The organism is Phenylobacterium sp. (genome assembly GCF_037138395.1).
Lineage (GTDB): Bacteria > Pseudomonadota > Alphaproteobacteria > Caulobacterales > Caulobacteraceae > Phenylobacterium.
The window spans coordinates 1-13,281 of record NZ_JBAXIM010000068.1; the positions used below are offsets into that span (position 1 = coordinate 1).

Annotated in this window: 12 protein-coding genes; 6 read left to right on the forward strand and 6 right to left on the reverse strand. The window is 69.7% G+C overall.

All coding sequences use genetic code 11. The annotated features are described in order from the left end of the window. The 5 genes from WCJ52_RS07145 to WCJ52_RS07165 form a co-directional block, all read right to left on the reverse strand. Nucleotides 1-448: amidase family protein (locus WCJ52_RS07145; RefSeq protein ID WP_336902617.1), on the reverse strand; the 448-nt coding region annotated here is incomplete at its 3' end. Nucleotides 449-452: 4 nt separating this feature from the next. Then, entirely contained in the window at nt 453-1,721 is a 1,269-nt protein-coding gene (locus WCJ52_RS07150; RefSeq protein WP_336902618.1) for an aminotransferase class III-fold pyridoxal phosphate-dependent enzyme, read from the reverse strand. 195 nt (nt 1,722-1,916) lie between these two features. Next, nucleotides 1,917-2,411, reverse strand: coding sequence for a DUF1003 domain-containing protein (locus WCJ52_RS07155; protein WP_336902619.1), 495 nt, complete (start codon nt 2,409-2,411; stop codon nt 1,917-1,919). A 119-nt stretch (nt 2,412-2,530) separates the two neighbouring features. Further along, nucleotides 2,531-3,940, reverse strand: a complete 1,410-nt coding sequence (locus WCJ52_RS07160; protein ID WP_336902620.1) for a DUF1254 domain-containing protein — start codon at nt 3,938-3,940, stop codon at nt 2,531-2,533. After that, nucleotides 3,937-5,439 carry a DUF1254 domain-containing protein gene (locus WCJ52_RS07165; RefSeq protein WP_336902621.1) on the reverse strand — a complete coding sequence of 501 codons (1,503 nt, stop codon included), beginning with the start codon at nt 5,437-5,439 and terminating at the stop codon, nt 3,937-3,939. Before WCJ52_RS07165 ends, WCJ52_RS07160 begins: the two co-directional genes overlap by 4 nt. Before the next feature lie 105 nt (nt 5,440-5,544). Between WCJ52_RS07165 and WCJ52_RS07170 the strand changes: the two genes are divergently transcribed. The 6 genes from WCJ52_RS07170 (at nt 5,545) to WCJ52_RS07195 (ending at nt 12,485) form a co-directional block, all read left to right on the forward strand. After that, entirely contained in the window at nt 5,545-6,222 is a 678-nt protein-coding gene (locus WCJ52_RS07170) for a Crp/Fnr family transcriptional regulator (RefSeq protein WP_336902622.1), read from the forward strand. 34 nt (nt 6,223-6,256) lie between these two features. Next, nucleotides 6,257-7,414, forward strand: coding sequence for an MFS transporter (locus WCJ52_RS07175; RefSeq protein WP_336902623.1), 1,158 nt, complete (start codon nt 6,257-6,259; stop codon nt 7,412-7,414). Between the two features lie 74 nt (nt 7,415-7,488). Then, nucleotides 7,489-8,511, forward strand: a complete 1,023-nt coding sequence (locus tag WCJ52_RS07180; RefSeq protein ID WP_336902624.1) for an NAD(P)-dependent alcohol dehydrogenase — start codon at nt 7,489-7,491, stop codon at nt 8,509-8,511. Nucleotides 8,512-8,513: 2 nt separating this feature from the next. Further along, nucleotides 8,514-9,032: a methylated-DNA--[protein]-cysteine S-methyltransferase gene (locus tag WCJ52_RS07185; RefSeq protein WP_336902625.1), complete on the forward strand. Its 519-nt coding sequence runs from the start codon at nt 8,514-8,516 to the stop codon at nt 9,030-9,032. Nucleotides 9,033-9,225: 193 nt separating this feature from the next. Next, a complete protein-coding gene (locus tag WCJ52_RS07190) occupies nt 9,226-11,727 on the forward strand; it encodes a polar localization protein TipN (protein WP_336902626.1) in 2,502 nt (833 codons plus the stop codon). Beyond that, complete coding sequence (locus WCJ52_RS07195; protein ID WP_336902627.1) at nt 11,724-12,485, forward strand: DUF4163 domain-containing protein; 762 nt, start codon at nt 11,724-11,726, stop codon at nt 12,483-12,485. The genes WCJ52_RS07190 and WCJ52_RS07195 overlap by 4 nt, the downstream gene beginning before the upstream one ends. A 26-nt stretch (nt 12,486-12,511) precedes the next feature. On the opposite strand, the gene WCJ52_RS07200 is transcribed toward WCJ52_RS07195, so the two are convergent. Further along, a partial coding sequence (locus WCJ52_RS07200) for a lipocalin-like domain-containing protein (protein ID WP_336902628.1) occupies nt 12,512-13,281 on the reverse strand: 770 nt, incomplete at its 5' end.

The following is a 13,281-nucleotide window of genomic DNA, read 5'->3' on the forward strand; positions in this document are numbered from 1 at the left end:
CGCCAGCGATGTGGCCGGGGTTCCAGGGATTGCGGCAGGGGCCCAGGAGGGCGCTCTCGGTCGTACCGGTGATGCCGTATTCCGGGGTGTTGGTCTTGCCCAGGGGGATGACGCCAGCCTTGCGGTAGCGGGCGGTCAGGCCACCGTCCTGGCGGTCGACGATGTTCCGGGCGAAGCGGCTACCCGAGGTGCGCGGCCAGCCCGCAACGGGCATGGCCAGGTCCTTGATCAGGAAGGGCACGCCCCGGAAGGGGCCGTCCGGCAGGTCGCCCCTTGCCTGGCCCCGGGCCTCGTCGAAGGCGGTGTGGACCACGGCGTTCAGCACGGGATTGCGCCGCTCGATGATGGCGATGGCGGCATCGACGGCCTCCAGGGGCGTGGTCTGCCCCTTGCGGATGGCCTCGGCCAGGGCGAGGCCGTCGAGGCCGGCGTACTCTTCGGGGGTCATGGGATCACCGGGTCTGGGAAAGGAAGGCCATCTTGGCCACGGGAGCGAGGCCGGGGGCGGCGCGGGTAAGCTCAGCGAAGGACGCCTCGGCGGCGTCGAGGGCCTGGTCGATATCGGCCTCGGTCATGGCGTCGCAGAGGAACATGTTGTGCCAGGGATGAACATAGACCCCCCGCTCCAGCATGGCGCTGGACCAGAAGAAGCCCTTCCTCAGGTCCGGGTCCTCGTCGAACAGGAAGAGGGGCATCTGGCCGGGTCCGGTGATGCGGAACCCGAAACCCGCCGCGTCCGCCCGCTCGGAGAGGCCCGAGGCAAGGCGCTGACCCAGGGCCTCCAGCCGCTCCAGGTAGTCGGTCTCGCGGATGCGGCGCAGGACCTCGAGGGACGCGGCCATGGGCGCGGCCTGGTACCAGAAGGAGCCGGTGGCGTAGATGGCCTCGGCCCCCTTGCGGGCGCTGTCCGAGCCCAGGAGGGCCGACAGGGCGTGGCCGTTGGCCAGGCCCTTGCCCCAGGTGGACAGGTCCGGTTCGACCCCCAGGCGCGACCAAGAGCAGTCGCGGCTGAGGCGGAAACCGGCGCGCACCTCGTCGAGCACCAGGAGGGCCCCCGTGCGGTCGCACAGTTCCCGGGCGCGGGCGGCATAGGCGGCCTCGGGCTCGGCCTGGTCGATGAAGGCGTCGTGGCGGAAGGGGGCGGCGAAGATGGCGGCAAGGTCGTCGCCGGCCTCGGCCACGGCGGCCTCCAGGCTGGCCACGTCGTTGTAGTTGCAGAGGATCTGGTGCGCCCGGTCCGTCTCCAGGACACCGGCCGTGCGCGGTGTGCACCAGGGGGTCGAGCCGTGATAGGCGCCCCGGGCGCGGATCACGGTCTTGCGGCGGGTCTGGGCCCGGGCGACGGTCAGGGCCATGGTCGTCGCATCGCCGCCGTTCTTGCAGAACAGGGCCCAGTCGGCGTGGCCGACCATGTCGACCAGGGTCTCGGCCAGCTCGACCATCACCGGCGTCGGGCCGGTCAGGGTGTCGCCCTGCCGCAGCTGGGCGATGAAGGCCGCGTCGATGGCCTCGTCACCATAGCCGAAGAGGTTAGGGCCGTAGGCGCACATCAGGTCGAGCACCTTGCCACCGTCGGCGTCCCAGAGATGGGCACCCTTGGCCTTCACGAAGTACTGGGGATAGTCGTCCGGCAGGAGGGCGGTGGACTGGTGGCCGAACATGCCCCCGGGGATCACCGCCTCGGCCCTCGCCCTCAGGGCCCTGTCATGGGGTCGATCCATCGCCTGCGCCTCCCGCTTTCCGCCATCCTGTCCGTGAAAGGCCCCTGTGCGCAAGGGCCAAGGCCGTTGACCCCCTCCGTCCCGCTGCGCGGTCCACCTCCCCCTGGGGGGAGGAATGAGTGCGCTTAATTGCTCCCCCAAGGGGGAGCTCCAGGCGAAGCCGGGTGAGGGGGTCTGCGGCGGTCCCGCCCTGGTTCAGCCGCGCCGGGTTTCGAGCAGGTGGGTCAGGTCGCGCACGGCCCGGGCCAGGTCGGCCAGCTCCTGCTCCTTCAGGGCGTCGAGCTTTTCGTGCAGGAGCTCGATCTCCAGTTCGGCCTTCACGTTCACCTGGTAGTCGGTCTCCGCCTTGCGCCGGTCGATGTCCTGCTGGCGGTTCTGGCTCATCAGGATGAAGGGCCCGGCATAGGCGGCCTGGAAGGACAGGGCCAGGTTGAGCAGGATGAAGGGGTAGGGGTCCCAGTGACGCATCCAGGCGATCACGTTCAGGGTGACCCAGGCGGCCAGCAGGCAGGACTGGATGATGATGAAGGGCCAGGAGCCGATGATGGCCGCCACGGCGTCCGCCACCTTCTGCCCGACGGAGACGCCTGAGCCACCCTCGCCCGACTCCCTCAGAAGACGGCGCTGCCGGCGCAGCTCCTCGAGCAGGCGGTTTTCGGCGTCGTGGATTCGGGTGTTGAGGTCGGGCATGGCGGGATCTCCGGTCGTAGCCGGCATCCTGCCCAGACCCGGGTCCTCAGGCCAAGCCCGGGCGGACCCGGATCAGGCTCCGCTGACGCAAACGGCCAGCGGAGTCCGTTCCCCCAGGACTAGCGCTCGATCAGGGGCGGCAGAGACCATTCGCCGCGCAGGGCGTTCGCCTTGGGACCATAGAAGCGCCCGACGAAGAAGAAGGGCCCCTTGGGGGTCGGAAGCCAGTTCGACTCCCGGTCCTTTCCGGGGCTCTCGCTCTGAAGGTAGATCTCCAGCGAGCCGTCGGCGCCCAGCTTCAGTCCGGGGGTCCGGTCGCCGATGGAGTAGCGGTTGATCGGGTTGGCGACCAGGAAGCGTTCCGGCAGGCCGTACATGGTGATCGACCAGAACTCGTTGACGGGCGGAAGCTGGCCCGGCTCGAACCTCAGAAGCCAGTTGCGAGAGCCGTCCAGGACCTTCCCGGCCTTGTCCGTCTGCTGGCTGCCATAGAGTGCCTCGTCCTTGCTGTTGCCGTAGATGCCCAGCATGGCTCCGACATTGCGCCGGTAGACGTAGTCGGCGCCGAGGAATTCGCGGGTCCCGAACAGGTCCGCCGAGGATTTCTCGGTGAGGGCCTTGGCCTTGAGCTCGGCGGCGGCCTCAGCGACGCCCTCTTCCATGGCCTTGCGGATGGCCGGGTCTAGGGTCGCGGGATTGAAGACCCTGCCAGGCGCAACTCCGATCCGGGCAAACCGCGCCCGCATGTCGACCTCGGAAGGAACGGTCGGCATCAGGGGCAAGAGGGCGTTGATGTAGGGGATGAAGCCCAGGCCCTCGGCCTTGGCGCGGTCAAAGGGCGTCCAGTTCACCGGCGGGCCCGCCGGCGGCGCCTTGCGCCCAGTGAACTTCGACAGGGGGGTCAGCCGGTACTGGGCCTGGACGGCTTGGAGGGCCGGAATGTCCTCGGCCCCGCCTTCGATGCTGGTCCGGGTCAGGGTGCCGACGATCTCGGTCTCGGCCCGGAAGACGGCCTTGATCCCCTTGGGGACAGTTCCCTTCCAGCGCGGACCGGCGAACAGGTAGTTGCCGGCCTCACGGCCCGTGGTCCGCGTCCCGGTATAGGCGAAGTTGTGGGTGTAGAGATCGAACCACTGGTTCACGTAGTAGCGCTTGGGCACCGCCGGCAGGGACAGGACGATGGGCTCGGCCCGCAGGTCCAGCCAGGCCCAGCTGTAGGGCGTGTCGTTGTTCGGCGTGACGATGTCCTTGTCGGCGGGCGTCGCCAGCCGCGAATAGTGCCGGAACTGGTTGAACCCGCCGACATAGCCGGGGGCGTCCTTGTTCACCGCCTGGGCGTAGAGGGTCTGGTAGCCCTCGATCGGGGCATAGGACCAGGCCCAGGCTTCCTTGGCGATGGCCTTGGCCTCGGCGGGCGTCAGGGCCGAAGCGGCCGAAACCGCACCGGGTGCCAGGGACAGGGCGAGGGCGGAGGCGGCGAGGCCGAGGACCTCACGCCTTTGGGTAGAAGGCGGAAGGTTCCGGGTCACTTGGTCACCTGCTCGAAGTCGTTCAGCTGCCAGCTCTTGGCGAAATAGGCCTCGGTGGGGCCGTAGAAGCGGAAGTAGGCGAACCAGCCCTTGCCGGGCGTGGTCTGGATCCAGTTGGTCGCGCCGGCCGGCTTGACGGGCCCGAAGGTCACGTCGACGGAGCCGTCGGCGTTCTTGACCAGGTCCGGCTTGCGCGAGCTGATGTCGGCGGCGCCCTGGGGCGTAACCAGCGGGCCTCGGGTCACGTTGTCATACAGGGTGATCGACCAGAACTGTTTGACCGGCGGGGCGGGATCGACGCGGATCTTGTAGGTCTTGCCGCCATCCAGCCAGGCGCCGGCCTTGTCCTTGGAGGATTCCAGGTAGACCTGGCCGAAGCCAAGCACCCGGCCCTGCATGCCCACGGACATGCCAATGGCCTCGTAGAACCAGGAGCCGCGCTGGTCGAGCTGGACCCGGTCCTTTTTCGGGGTCTCCTGGTCGAGTTCGAACATCACCGCATATTCCCAGTGCTTGCCCGGATAGACGGTCGCGCCCGCATAGCGCTTGTCGAAGGCCACGGTCCGGGACATCAGCTCGCCGACCTTGGCCGCCTCTGTCAGGATCTTCGTCTGGCGGGCGTCGGGGTTGAAGGGCTTGCCGGGCTCGATTCCCAGGGGCTCGAGCATGCCGAACATGGTCCGGTCGCGGGGGGCGACCGGCTCGTTGGCGTAGAGTTCCGAGAGCAGGCGCCAGTATTCGAGGTTGTCCGGCTGGGCGGAGGTCCAGGGACGGCCGGCGACGGTGGCGTACCGGGTCTCGCCCGGCGTCGCGCGTTTCGCCCAGGCATAGATCTTGTGCTTGCGGACCGTCGCCTCGGCGACGGCCTTGTCCGGGTCGAGGCCCCGGGTCCCGAACCAGACCTGGTTGGTGGGCGACCGGACGACCCGGTAGCCGGCCGGATTGAGGGCCTCGCCGCCCGGCGGCAGGATCAGGTACTTGCCGCCCGCGCCCTTGTCGGGGCCGGTCTGGCCCATGTCGGTGATGGGCTGCTGCCAGATGTCCAGAACACCGCCTGCCGTGGCGCCGGCCGGGACTTCGACCACCAGGGGGCCGTCCTTGGCCAGGTCCCAGAAGCTGAAGGCATAGAGGGTGGTGATGTTCGGGGTCAGCATCCCCGCCTTGTCCTTGAGGTCCTGGAAGAGGAGGATCTCGCCGTTCTTGACGCCAAGAGTCTTGGCCTGGGCGTCATAGAGCGCCTTGAAGCCCACCGCCGGCAGGGCCCAGATGTAGGCCTGGGTGGCCCTCTGGAAGTCCATTTCGTCGTACAGCTTGTCGGCGGTTTCCTGGGTCGGGTAGCCGTTTTCCAGCTTCAGGGTGCCAAGACGGGTCGCCACGGAGTTCGCGGCGGAGTTTGCTGCGCCGGGCTTCCCCGGTGCCGGTGAACAGGCCGCCATGGCCAGGACGCCCGTTGCCAGGCCCGCCGTCAGGGCGCTCCTCAGTGATCTGCTGAAAGCCACGATAAACGCCCCTATTTGCGACAACGGTTTAGGGAAGGTAACCGCGTTGTCGGCTCTGGGTTGTCGCGATATAGACAATCCAAGCCCGCTTGGCAGGAGGACTCCTTGGACAAGGCAGAGGCGATCGCCCTGGTCTCGGGAACGGGTTGGCTCGCGAGGCAAACCCCTGATTTCCGGAAAGCTTTTCTGGAACGTGTCTCACTCCGGAAATTTCAGGCGGGTACGCCGATCTACCGGGCGGGAGCTCCCCCCTCGGGCATGTTCGGTCTTGTCGTGGGGCAGTGGAGCCTGCAGGTCCCGCCTTCGGACGTCATGATCTCTGTCCAGGGGCCAGGGCGCTGGGCGGGGGACGCGGCGGCCCTGCGGCGGCGGCCGACCATGATTTCGATCTGCGCGATCACCGACTGCCGCGCCCTGCATCTCAGCCAACCGGACTTTGATCAACTGGTGCGTGACCCGGAGTGCTGCCGGACCATCGCTGCGCTTACCGCCGAGGGCCTGGGTGAGGCGGTGACCGTGGTCTCCAACCTGATCCAGCCCAATGGCGAGCTGCGGGTCGCCCAGCGGCTGCTGACCTTCATCGGCCTCTATGGAGATGACCGCAGGGTGTTCACCGACGTCTCCCAGGCTGATCTCGCCACCATGTGCGGCCTGTCCCGTCAGACCCTCAACAAGGTGCTCAAGTCCTTCCAGGACGCCGGCGTCATCGCGACCGCCTATCGAAGGCTCGAGATCCTGGACGTCAAAGCGCTCCAGGTCATCGCCTTCCGCCCCCCCGTCTAGAGCGCGGCCTCCCCGACTCGGGCTAGCCGGTGCCATGTCCAACGCCCTGCGCCTCGGCCTGGTCTATGTCGCCCTCTATGTGGGGAGCGCCGCCAGCACGCCCTTCATGCCGGTCTGGCTGAGCGCAAAGGGCCTAACCGGGGCGCAGGTGGGGCTGGTCCTGTCCCTGCCCATGCTGTTCCAGATCCTGACCTCGCCGATCCTGGCCTTATGGGCCGACCGGTTCCACCTGCGCCGCACGCCCATCGCCTGGCTCGCTGCGGGGACCTGCGCGGTCTATCTCGCCTTTGCCGGACTGGACGGCCTTCCGGCCCTGGCGATCGCCTGGCTGCTGGCGGCGAGCCTCTACATGGCCCTGCCACCCCTGATCGATGTCATCGCCCTCTCCCGGGCCCAGGCGGAGGGCTTTAACTATGGCTTGCCCCGAGGCCTGGGTTCGGCGGCCTACATCGGTGCGGCCATTGCGACCGGCGCCCTGGTCACTGCGGTCGCGGTGGATGTCGCCCTGGCCTGGATGATCCTCGCCGCCGGCCTGACGGCGCTGTGCGCCCGGTTCCTTCTCCCGCCAGATCCGGCACCCGGCCGCGGGGGTTCCAGGGACGGTGGCGGCCTTGAGGGCCTCAAGACCCTGGTGCGCGATCCGGTCTTCCTGCTGGCCGTGGGCTCGGCGGGGCTGATCCAGTCGGCCCACGCCTTCTACTACGCCTTCTCCGCCCTGACCTGGAAGGCGCAGGGTCTGCCGGAGAGCCTGACCGGTCTGCTCTGGGGCCTGGGGGTCGGAGTGGAGGTCGTCTTCCTCTGGTTCGGCTCCCGCCTGCAGAGGCGGCTTGGCCCGCGCAACCTCCTGGTGATCGGCGGGGTGGCGGGGGTGCTGCGCTGGACCCTGATGGCGGCCGCCCCACCCCTCTGGGCCCTGGTTCCGCTCCAGGCCCTTCACGCCCTGACCTACACCGCGGTCTTCCTGGCCTCGATCCAGTTGGCGTCCCGGCTGTCGGGGCCGCAGACCGCCTCCGCCGCCCAGCTGGTCAACGCCGCCCTGCAGGGGGGCGTGCTTGCCGGCCTCGCGACCCTGGCCTCCGGGCCGCTGTTCGACTCCGTCGGCTCAGGCGGCTACCTGGCCATGGCCGGCATGGCGGCGATGGGGCTCCTGGGTGCCCTCGGCCTCTACAGGATCCGACGCCTGGACGCCTGAGGCGCCAGCCCCTTGCGTCATGTCGCCCTTGGGGGACTATGGCCCCTGAGGCTCATCAAAACGGGAGGACAGCCATGCGCGCAATTCAGGTTTCCGAGCCTTGGGGCATCGACCAGATCGAGGTGGTGGAGCGGCCCGAGCCGGCCCCGGGCCACGGCCAGGTCCTGGTGAGGATGCGGGCGGTCTCGCTGAACTACCGCGACCTGCTCATGGTGGGCGGGGTTTACAGCCGCGGGCCCGCCATGGCCGGGACCATCACCCCCTTCTCCGACGGATGCGGCGTGGTCGAGGCGGTGGGCGAGGGCGTCACGCGGGTGAAGCCCGGCGACCGGGTCTCGACCCTGTTCTTCCAGAACTGGACTTCGGGCCGGGCGACGGTGGAAAAGCTGACCAGTGCCCTCGGCAGCCCGATCCCCGGCGCTGGCGCGGAGTTGCAGGTGTTCAGCCAGGAGGGGGTCTCCAAGGTCCCCGACTTCCTCACCGACGAGGAGGTCTCGACCCTGGCCTGCGCCGGCCTCACCGCCTGGCGGGGCCTGTTCGAGGACGCCCGCCTGGAGCCCGGCGATACGGTGGTCCTGCAGGGCACGGGCGGTGTGTCGATCTTCGGCCTGCAGTTTGCCCATGCCGCGGGCCTGCGGACCCTGATCACCTCTTCGTCTGACGAGAAGCTTGAGCGCGCCCGCCTGCTGGGTGCCGACCACCTGGTCAACTACCGGGCCACGCCCGAGTGGTCGCGCCCCGTTCGCGAGGCCACCGGCGGGGTCGGGGCGGACTTCATCATGGAGGTCGGCGGCGCTGGCACCATCCAGCAAAGCCTGCGGGCGGTGCGGATCGGCGGGCACATCGCCATCATCGGCGTGGTGGCCGGAGCGGGCGAGGGGGTCAACCCCGGCGTCCTGATCGGCAACAATGCCCGCCTACAGGGCCTGTCGGTGGGGTCCCGCGAGATGTTCGAGGCCATGTGCCGGGCCATGGACCTGCACCGCATCCACCCGATCGTGGACAAGGTCTTCCCCTTCACCGAGGTACGCGAGGCCTTCCGCGCCATGCAGGCCGGCGAGCACTTCGGCAAGATCGTCCTGACCTTCGGGGACTGACCATGGCCGGCCCCGACCTGATCCGCGCCGTCCTGCCCTCGCCCCTCGGGGACCTGGTCGTCCTGGCCGACGGGGCAGGCGTGTTGCACGGCCTCGACTTCGCCGGCGCCTACGGGCGGCTGGACCGGCTGGTCGCCCGGTACTGGCCAGGTGCCCGGGTGACGGACGGCGCGGCTCCAGCCGCAGTGGCCAGCGCCCTTGCGGCCTACTTCGCCGGCGACGCCAGTGCCCTGGACACCCTGCCGACGGCGCAGGGGGGCACCGACTTCCAGCGCACGGTCTGGGCCGCCCTGCGGCGCATCCCGGCCGGAACCACCTGGAGCTATGCTGACCTTGCCTACCAGGTCGGCCGGCCTGCGGCGGTCCGGGCTGTGGGGCAGGCGAACAGCGCCAACCCCGTCTCCCTCGTCCAGCCCTGCCATCGGGTCATCGCCTCCGGCGGCGGCCTTGGCGGCTATGCTGGCGGCCTGGAGCGCAAGGCCTGGCTGCTGAGGCACGAAGGTGTGAACCTTCCTAGCTGAAATCAAGAATTCGCCGCAGATTCAGTTGTGTAAATGGTAACTTCTCACGTCAACGAAGGCATACCTCTTTTCGGGGTGTGGACGGAGTGACGAGTTGGCTTTCGCGGGACACAGGTTCGTGGTTAAGTCCTTTCCATAGCGGATGAATTCGGCGCCGGCTGAAGCTCCGCACCGTCTTCCGGAACCCGTCCGAATGTCCAAACCCGCTAAAGACCGGCCCGAGGTCGCTGTCGAGGAAACACCCCTCCCGGAAGCAGAGGCAGGGCCCGTCGCCGAGGTCGTCGCCGAAGCCCCGGTCGAGGTCGCGCCGGCACGGCCGGTCGCCCCACCCTTTGCGCCTTCGCCGCCTTCGTCTTCCCGCAAGCGTCCCCGGCCGGCGTCCGATGCGCCGGTCTGGCTGGCCGCCGCCTTCGTCTCCCTCCTCTGGGGCCTGGCCCCCATCGCCTTCGCCGTTGGCTACCAGCAGGGCAAGGCGCCGTTTGACTATGACCCCTTTGTCCTCCTGGTCCTGGGCGGAATGGCCCTCGGCCCGGCGGGCCTGGTCTGGGTGGCCGCCCGGCTCTGGGTGGAAGCCCGCCGGCTGCGCAGTGAGAGCCAGCGGGCCGCACGCCTGGCCGACGAGATGGTAGGACCCGCCGTGGCCGCCGGAATCCGCGCCGGCGAGATCGCCACGGGCCTGGAGGCCGAGATCGCCAGGGCCGGGCAGACTGCAAACCTCGCCTCCCAGAGGCTGGAGGCCCTTCGCGTGGCCCTTGAGGCCGAGTCCAGCCGTCTCGACGCCGCCGCACGGCTGGCGGGAGGATCCGCCGAGTCGCTGGCCTTGGGACTGGGCCGGGAACGCGAGCGCCTGGAGGGACTGGCCTCGGGTCTTGACGCCCGCACCACCGCCGTCTCCGACGCCATCGCCCGGCAGGCCCGTCTGGTCGGGGAGGTCTCAGACCTTGCCGAGACCCAGCTTCGCGAGGCCGAGGCCTCCTTGACCGCCCGGTCAACGGATTTCACCGAGGCGGCAGGCCGGCTGGCCGATGCCGCCCGCAGCGCGGCGGACGCCGTGGGGAACCAGGCTGGACGCCTGGAGGGCGCAGGCGCCAGCCTGTCGGACCATGTCAGTGGGGTGGAACGCACCCTCGATACCCGCCGCAACGGGCTGATGTCGGTCGCCCAGTCCCTGCGCGCCGAACAGGAGGGTCTTGCGGCCCAGTCCGAGGCCCACCTCGCTCGTCTCGCCGAGGTTGGCGGCCAGGCCCGCCTCTCCGCAGCAGACATGCGCGATTCCGCCATCAAGGGTGGCGAGGCCCTGGCCTCGCTGATCCAGGAGGCCGCGGCCCAGTTCCGGGAGTTCGCCGATGTGGCGCGGGCCGAGCGGGACGAGTTCGGACAGTCCACCCGCCATGCCCTCGAAGCTGTGGCTGGCGCCGCGGCCCAGGAGCGAGAGCGTCTGGAGTCCCAGACCCGGGCGTCCATCGAGGCCCTCTCGAAGGCGGCGGAGGCCACGCGCCTGGCCTCGAACCAGAACGCCGAAGCGGCCCGGGGACAGGTCGACCAACTGGCCGAGGCCGCCTTCTCGGCCGGCCAGAAGGCCAACCAGGTCTTCGAGGCGCGGCTGGAGGAGGCCCGCAGCCTCATCGCCCGATCGGCCCAGATGGTCGAGGAGGCCGGAGACGCCACCGCCCGCCGGCTGGAGGAGGGCGCCTCCGCGGCGCGCCGGACCCTGGACGAGCTGGCCGGAATGCTGATGCGCATCGAGGACCGGGTGGCCAGCCTGCCCGAGCGCGCGCGCTCCCAGGCCGAACAGGTGCGAGAGGCGGTCAGTGAGAGCATGGACGGCCTGATGGACCAGGCCCGGCGCACCGCGGCCGAGACCCAGGCCATCGACGCCGCCTTCCAGGACCGGGTGCGACGCAATTTCGAGATGCTGAGCGAGGCCGTGAAGATGATGGGGACGGTGGCCGCCACGGGCGCGCCGCCTGCGCCCTCGACCGCCCCGGCCGCACCCCTCGCCCGGCCGCCGGCCCCGCCGGCCGAGCCCCCTTCGACCCCGCAGGACAGTCCCGGGGCGGATGCGCCCCGGCGCAGGCTTAGGCTGACCCCTGCGGGGTCCGGGGAACCTTCGAGCGCCCCGCTCCGCAACGAGACCTTCGCCGAGATCTTCGAGGCTGCAGGCGGCCCGCCCGAGGCCCTGGACGGCCTGCGGCCCAGGGCTCTGGAGGCATCCCCCGCTGAGCCGTCTCCACCGCTCGCCCCGGCACCGGGACGGACCCCGCCGGCGGGGTCCGGCTGGACCTGGCGCGACCTGTTGTCCTCCGTAGACGGTGAGGGCGGCGGTAAGCCCCAGGACAAGGGCTCCCTGGACTTCCTCGCCGACGAGATCCGCGCCCTGGGCATTGATCCCATGATCCTGCTGCCCATCACCCGGGTCGATGAGCTGTCGGCCATGATCTCGGACGGGCAGGGGGACTCCGCCCGGGAGCTGGTGCGTCGCCTTGCGCCCGCCGCGACCCGCAAGCTCTCCCGACGCCTGCTGGAGGAGCCGCGCATGCGCCGCTCGGTCATGGACTTCCTGGCCCGCTACCAGGCCGGGGTCGAGACCGCGATCCGGCGCGACCGCTCGGGACGCGAGGTTGGCGCCCTCCTGTCGACGGAGGCGGGCCGGCTCTATCTGCTGGCGGAAGCCGCCGCCGGGGACATTGTATGAGGTCCGTCAGGACCCGAAGGGTGCTGATCGCCGTCCTCGCCCTGCTGGTGACCGCCGCCGCGCCGGCGACGAAGCCAAGGTCGAAGCCAAAATCGGGCGGGGTGGATGCGCGCACGGCGGACTATGTCTTCACCTATCGCTGGCCGGTCCAGGTCGAGGCCATACCGGCCTTGCGCGCCCACCTGGCCGCGGACCAGGCCGAGCGCAAGCGGACCCTCGCAGGTGAGGCGGCGGGCGCCCGCCGGGCCGCCGCGGCGGATTCCGACCTGCGGTTCGTGCCTTACACGCTCCAAGTGGAATGGCAGGTGGTCGCCGATCTTCCCGGCTGGCTCAGCCTGTCCCAGCGCAACAGCCACTTCGAAGGCGGCGCCCATCCCAATTCGGGCTTCGACTCCCGGGTCTGGGACCGCAAGGCTGGACGGGCCCGGGCGCCCAGGGACATCTTTGTCTCGACGAAGGCTCTGGATGCGGCGATCCAGGGGCCGTTCTGCGACGCCCTGGACCGGGAGCGGGCCGTGCGCCGGGGCGAGCCGGTGAACCGGGGCAGCGGCAACGACTTCGACGCCTGCATTGCGCCGTCGGAGCAGACCCTGATCCTGGGTTCCACCGACCGGAAGCGCTTCGACCGCATCGGCATTCTGGTCTCGCCCTATGCGGCCGGACCCTACGCCGAGGGGAGCTACGACATCACCGTCCCGGTCACGCCCGCCGTGCTGCAGGCGGTAAAGCCGGAGTTCCGGGTGGCCTTTGGTCCCTGAGGCGAGCCGGGTCCGGCCCTCCTCTCCTAGGGAGCGGGCTGACCCGCTTCGCCAGCCAGGAAGTCGAGCATCCGGAGGACGTAGTGCTCCCGGGTCTCGGCATCGATCGTCTCGCAATAGCCCGCGCCCGACACGGTCAGGATGGGCCCCGACGTCGGCGTACAGGTCATCATCACCGTGGCGGCCACCTCTGAGTTGACCTGGAGGCCGGCACCGATGAAGCCTCCATCAGGGTGGAGGGGACTGGCGACGATCGTCGTGGACACGCCGCTACCGCTGATGTCTCCCGGAAGCGGACCCTTCAGCTCATAGGCCCACTCCGTGGGCTGGATCACATCGTGCAGGGTGGAGATCAGAGCGTCGAAGCGCCATTCCGCCTGGATCGGGTTCGGGACCCAGGCCCCGTTCTCCTTGGTGATGTAGCCGCTGAACACAGACAGGATGTTGGTCCGGAAGGGCCCTTCCTGGAAGGTGGCGCCCGTGTAGGCGTCCCCGTTGTCGAGGTTGAACTGGCACCACTGCCACCCGTTGAACCCGCGATCGAGGGAAGCTGCCGAGTGGCGCGGGACAGGCGGTGGCGGGTCCTTGGCGTCCGGCGGCGTCGCCATCATCAATTGATGGTCGACCCAGCCCTTTCCAGAGACGTCGAAGACCTCCTCGCCCACCTTCACCGTCCCGGTCACGGCCAGCTGCGGCCAGCTGTAATAGAGCCCCGCCCGCGGGGGCGCCGTGCGGCCGCCGATGTCCTGGAGGAACCAGGCTTTGTCCAGGGCCATGCCCGTGGTCAGTGTCAGGT

Excerpts from the sequence above, each read along its gene's own strand:
- WCJ52_RS07150 (WP_336902618.1), bottom strand. The coding sequence starts at position 1,721 with ATGGATCGACCCCATGACAGGGCCCTGAGGGCGAGGGCCGAGGCGGTG.
- WCJ52_RS07180 (WP_336902624.1), top strand. The coding sequence starts at position 7,489 with ATGCGCGCAATTCAGGTTTCCGAGCCTTGGGGCATCGACCAGATCGAG.
- WCJ52_RS07155 (WP_336902619.1), bottom strand. The coding sequence starts at position 2,411 with ATGCCCGACCTCAACACCCGAATCCACGACGCCGAAAACCGCCTGCTC.
- WCJ52_RS07175 (WP_336902623.1), top strand. The coding sequence starts at position 6,257 with ATGTCCAACGCCCTGCGCCTCGGCCTGGTCTATGTCGCCCTCTATGTG.
- WCJ52_RS07190 (WP_336902626.1), top strand. The coding sequence starts at position 9,226 with ATGTCCAAACCCGCTAAAGACCGGCCCGAGGTCGCTGTCGAGGAAACA.
- WCJ52_RS07185 (WP_336902625.1), top strand. The coding sequence starts at position 8,514 with ATGGCCGGCCCCGACCTGATCCGCGCCGTCCTGCCCTCGCCCCTCGGG.
- WCJ52_RS07195 (WP_336902627.1), top strand. The coding sequence starts at position 11,724 with ATGAGGTCCGTCAGGACCCGAAGGGTGCTGATCGCCGTCCTCGCCCTG.